This window comes from Klebsiella sp. HMSC09D12 (assembly GCF_001808475.1).
GTDB lineage: Bacteria > Pseudomonadota > Gammaproteobacteria > Enterobacterales > Enterobacteriaceae > Klebsiella > Klebsiella oxytoca.
Genome location: NZ_KV793410.1, coordinates 1 through 4,029 on the forward strand (window position 1 = coordinate 1; position 4,029 = coordinate 4,029).

General features: G+C 50.4%; 5 protein-coding genes. 3 read left to right on the top strand and 2 right to left on the bottom strand.

The genetic code is table 11. The features are described from left to right. The first annotated feature begins 179 nt into the window (after nt 1–179). From mucA to HMPREF3178_RS04560, 3 genes are all read left to right on the top strand, one after another. On the top strand, nt 180–620 hold the full coding sequence (gene mucA / locus HMPREF3178_RS04550; RefSeq protein WP_033547327.1) for a translesion error-prone DNA polymerase V autoproteolytic subunit MucA: 441 nt from the start codon (nt 180–182) through the stop codon (nt 618–620). Next, the gene (gene mucB / locus HMPREF3178_RS04555; protein ID WP_070585036.1) at nt 608–1,873 is read left to right on the top strand and encodes a translesion error-prone DNA polymerase V subunit MucB; all 1,266 of its coding nucleotides are present in this window, start codon (nt 608–610) and stop codon (nt 1,871–1,873) included. Before mucA ends, mucB begins: the two co-directional genes overlap by 13 nt. Nucleotides 1,874–2,023: 150 nt before the next feature. Next, the gene (locus HMPREF3178_RS04560; RefSeq protein ID WP_063267582.1) at nt 2,024–2,809 is read left to right on the top strand and encodes a SprT-like domain-containing protein; all 786 of its coding nucleotides are present in this window, start codon (nt 2,024–2,026) and stop codon (nt 2,807–2,809) included. 15 nt (nt 2,810–2,824) lie between these two features. On the opposite strand, the gene HMPREF3178_RS04565 is transcribed toward HMPREF3178_RS04560, so the two are convergent. Beyond that, the gene (locus HMPREF3178_RS04565; RefSeq protein WP_063267574.1) at nt 2,825–3,046 is read right to left on the bottom strand and encodes a hypothetical protein; all 222 of its coding nucleotides are present in this window, start codon (nt 3,044–3,046) and stop codon (nt 2,825–2,827) included. 12 nt (nt 3,047–3,058) lie between these two features. After that, the gene (locus tag HMPREF3178_RS04570) at nt 3,059–3,388 is read right to left on the bottom strand and encodes a TrfB-related DNA-binding protein (RefSeq protein WP_052990780.1); all 330 of its coding nucleotides are present in this window, start codon (nt 3,386–3,388) and stop codon (nt 3,059–3,061) included. Nucleotides 3,389–4,029: the final 641 nt, after the last annotated feature.

Consider the following 4,029-nt stretch of genomic DNA (forward strand, 5'->3'; position numbering starts at 1 on the left):
TAGCGGCCGCCGCGCGGCCGGTTACGGGGGACACTGAGCAAGCAGAAAGCCAACAAACACTATATATAGCGTTCGCCGGCAGCTGAAACAGCACTACATATAGTAGCGTAGCGGTAAAACTTGCCAACCTGACCATAACAGCGATACTGTATAAATAAACAGTGATTTGGAAGATCGCTATGAAGGTCGATATTTTTGAAAATTCCGGCGCCAGCCAGATACACAGCATCCCGTTTTATCTGCAAAGAATTTCTGCGGGGTTCCCCAGCCCGGCCCAGGGCTATGAAAAGCAGGAGTTAAATCTGCATGAGTATTGTGTTCGTCACCCTTCAGCAACTTACTTCCTGCGGGTTTCTGGCTCGTCGATGGAAGATGGCCGCATCCATGATGGTGACGTACTGGTTGTGGATCGCTCGCTGACGGCCAGCCACGGCTCAATCGTAGTCGCCTGCATCCATAATGAATTTACCGTGAAGCGGCTATTGCTGAGGCCCAGACCCTGCCTGATGCCGATGAACAAAGATTTTCCTGTCTACTACATTGACCCGGATAATGAGAGCGTTGAAATCTGGGGTGTGGTTACGCATTCCCTTATCGAGCATCCGGTATGTTTGCGCTGATTGATGTAAATGGCATGTACGCCAGCTGTGAGCAGGCATTTAGGCCCGATCTGGCAAACCGAGCGGTGGCCGTTTTATCCAACAACGACGGCAACATTGTGGCCCGTAATTACCTGGCGAAGAAAGCGGGCCTGAAAATGGGCGATCCGTACTTCAAAGTCAGACCCATAATTGAGCGTCACAACATCGCTATTTTTAGTTCTAATTACACTCTCTATGCCTCCATGTCGGCCCGGTTCGCGGCCGTAGTTGAGTCCCATGCAAGCCACGTCGAACAGTATTCAATCGACGAGCTTTTTGTTGACTGCAAAGGGATAACGGCCGCCATGAGTCTTGACGCTTTCGGGCGCCAGCTGCGCGAGGAAGTCAGGCGACACACCACGCTGGTATGCGGGGTCGGTATTGCCCGCACTAAGACGCTGGCGAAACTGTGTAACCACGCGGCAAAAACATGGCCCGCAACTGGCGGGGTGGTTGCTCTGGATGATGGCGCCAGACTGAAAAAATTAATGAGCATCCTGCCGGTTGCGGAAGTCTGGGGCGTCGGCCATCGTACAGAGAAAGCACTCGCCACAATGGGGATCAAAACGGTGCTGGATTTAGCCAGGGCAGATACGCGGCTAATCCGTAAAACGTTCGGCGTTGTGCTTGAAAGAACGGTACGGGAGCTGCGCGGCGAGGCTTGCTTCAGCCTGGAAGAAAACCCTCCTGCGAAGCAGCAGATTGTTGTGTCGCGCTCATTCGGCCAACGCGTAGAAGCCCTGGCGGATATGCAGCAGGCGATCACCGGATTTGCAGAGCGCGCAGCTGAAAAACTGCGTAATGAGCGGCAATACTGCCGCGTCATAAGCGTCTTTATCCGCACCAGTCCTTATTCAGTGCGTGATACACAGTATGCCAATCAGGCAACCGAAAAACTGACGGTGGCAACCCAGGACAGCCGCACGATAATTCAGGCGGCACAAGCCGCGCTGGCGCGGATCTGGCGGGAAGATATTGCGTATGCAAAAGCAGGGATCATGCTGGCCGATTTCAGCGGAAAGGAGGCCCAGCTGGATTTATTCGACTCTGCTACGCCTTCAGCTGGCAGCGAGGCGTTAATGGCTGTTCTCGATGGCATAAACCGGCGTGGCAAGAGCCAGCTGTTTTTTGCAGGCCAGGGCATCGATAACTCCTTTGCCATGCGCCGTCAGATGTTGTCACCTGATTACACGACAGACTGGCGCTCGATACCAACAGCAACCATCAAATAATTACCGGCGCCGCACGCGGGCCGGTCAACCCCTCAACCGGCCGAAACGAGTTTCGGCGCGGTTTCGCGGTTTTCGGTAAAAGGCGTTTCATCTGTATAAAAGATCAGCTAAATTATGTGTATTGCACAATACATATATGTGAGGTTAACAGTGAATTTGCCTACGCCCGAAACCTACGATGAACTTCAGAGAGCCTACGATTTTTTTAATGAGAAGCTATTCAGCAACGAGCTGCCGCCATGCCTGATAACGTTGCAGCGTGAGAAGCGAACGTATGGCTATTGTTCCTTTAAGCGTTTCGTCGGCCGTGAGAGTGGGGACACGGTAGACGAGATCGCTATGAATCCGGTGTATTTCTCGATCAGAACCATAAAGGCCACGCTTTCAACACTGGTGCATGAGATGGTTCATCAGTGGCAATTCCATTTTGGCGAGCCTGGCCGCCGTGGCTATCACAACAAACAGTGGGCGGCCCGGATGGAACGGGTAGGACTAATGCCTTCAGATACCGGCGAACAGGGAGGCAGGAAAGTGGGCCAGAGCATGACCCATTATATTATTGCCGGTGGCCCTTTCGATATGGCCTGTGATGAACTGCTGACAGGCCATTTCCGGCTTTCCTGGATGGACAGGTTTCCGCCTTACCAGCCTAAGCCTGGTGCTGTGCTAAGCCCCACAGGAAAAGGCTATATTGACGACGAGGAAGATGATAGCGAACACGAACTGGAAGAAGGGCGCGACCCGGTTGAACTCGACGACGAGATCATAGAGGCCATGCGATTTGTTGCCCCCCCGCCGGAGGCTCCAGTGAATAAAACTAACCGGGAAAAGTACAGCTGCCCGGTATGCCATATCAATCTTTGGGGTAAGCCGGGTATAGTAGTTTACTGCGGCGGTGAGCATTGCGAAAAGGCACAGCTGGTAGTTATAAAATAAAAGCCCGTAAGGGCTTTATTTCGGTTCGTAACGTTTCAATTCTTCAGGCTTTGATAACAAATATTGTATTTGCTTGTCGTGCATAGCGGTGTCGTAATCAAATTCAGGTGGGTAATACAATTCAGCGATATACCATTCTTGTTCTTTTTCACTACGTATCAATCCTGGTATTCTGTTTTCATCTTCAAACCAGAAGAATTTACCTTTCTTGTTGAATATGACATTTCCTTGCGGCATAAGATAACCTCGTTATTCAGCGACAGTATTTTTATTAACACTGTACTTCGCGGCTTCAGCTAAAACCTTTTTAGCCAGTTTTTCAGGAATCCAGACCTGAACGAGCTGAAGGGCTTCCCCATCTTCAGTATGCAACGTGGTGTTTTGATAAAGATCCCAGATACGTTTTGCTGTACTGGAAATATTCTGTTTAGAACGGCCTACTCGCGCTGCTACATCAGACGCTTTTTCACCCTTAACCAAAACAGAATAACCAATATCGGTTGTGATGTGTGCGAGCGTAGCCATGTGTGGCAATAGCTGTGTCCATTCTGCTTCGGTAATTCTGTTTTTCTGTGCCATCTGATTTGTCTCCGAATAAAACTGATACAAAGAGACTAGCGGCTTAAATGCTAAAAGTCAATACAAGTACGATTATTGTAAACTTGATTTTATGTTTGGGTGAGGCCCGGTGCGGCAGCAGCGCGGGCCTCGATGGTGCCGCGAAGGTGCTGGCGCCATGCACGGATTAAACCATGAACCGTGAAGAACTGCGAAACTTGTTTTCGCGGTTCTGAGGGGTTGACCGAGCCGCGTAGCGGCGCTGGTAAGCAAAGATGGAATCTGACTTATTCACTGCCCGTAGCGGGCTAATTACAGGATATATATGTATAGGAGATCGTAAAGGAAAAAACTACAGGATCACCTTACAGGTTTAGGGGGGGTCTGATTTATCCTGGTTTAGGGGGTCTGATTTATCTCAGCCTGGGGGGTCTGATTTATCTCGGTTGGGGGGTCTGATTTATCTCAATGGGGGGGTCTGATTTATCTTGGATAACTTGCTGAATTAACAGGGTTATTCACAGAAAGCGCAGAATGTGGATAAATTTTTCTTCCTGCCTGTGGACTGTCTGAGGATACCTTTATGAATCCCGCGCGCAGCTTAACGCTGAATAACTTGCCCTTTGTGTTATCCGTGGATTGCGCAGCTCAGCGGGGCGCTG

What these genes read in the sequence shown, in the direction of transcription:
- mucA (WP_033547327.1), top strand. Translation starts at nt 180, where the DNA reads ATGAAGGTCGATATTTTTGAAAATTCCGGCGCCAGCCAGATACACAGC.
- mucB (WP_070585036.1), top strand. Translation starts at nt 608, where the DNA reads ATGTTTGCGCTGATTGATGTAAATGGCATGTACGCCAGCTGTGAGCAG.
- HMPREF3178_RS04570 (WP_052990780.1), bottom strand. Translation starts at nt 3,388, where the DNA reads ATGGCACAGAAAAACAGAATTACCGAAGCAGAATGGACACAGCTATTG.
- HMPREF3178_RS04565 (WP_063267574.1), bottom strand. Translation starts at nt 3,046, where the DNA reads ATGCCGCAAGGAAATGTCATATTCAACAAGAAAGGTAAATTCTTCTGG.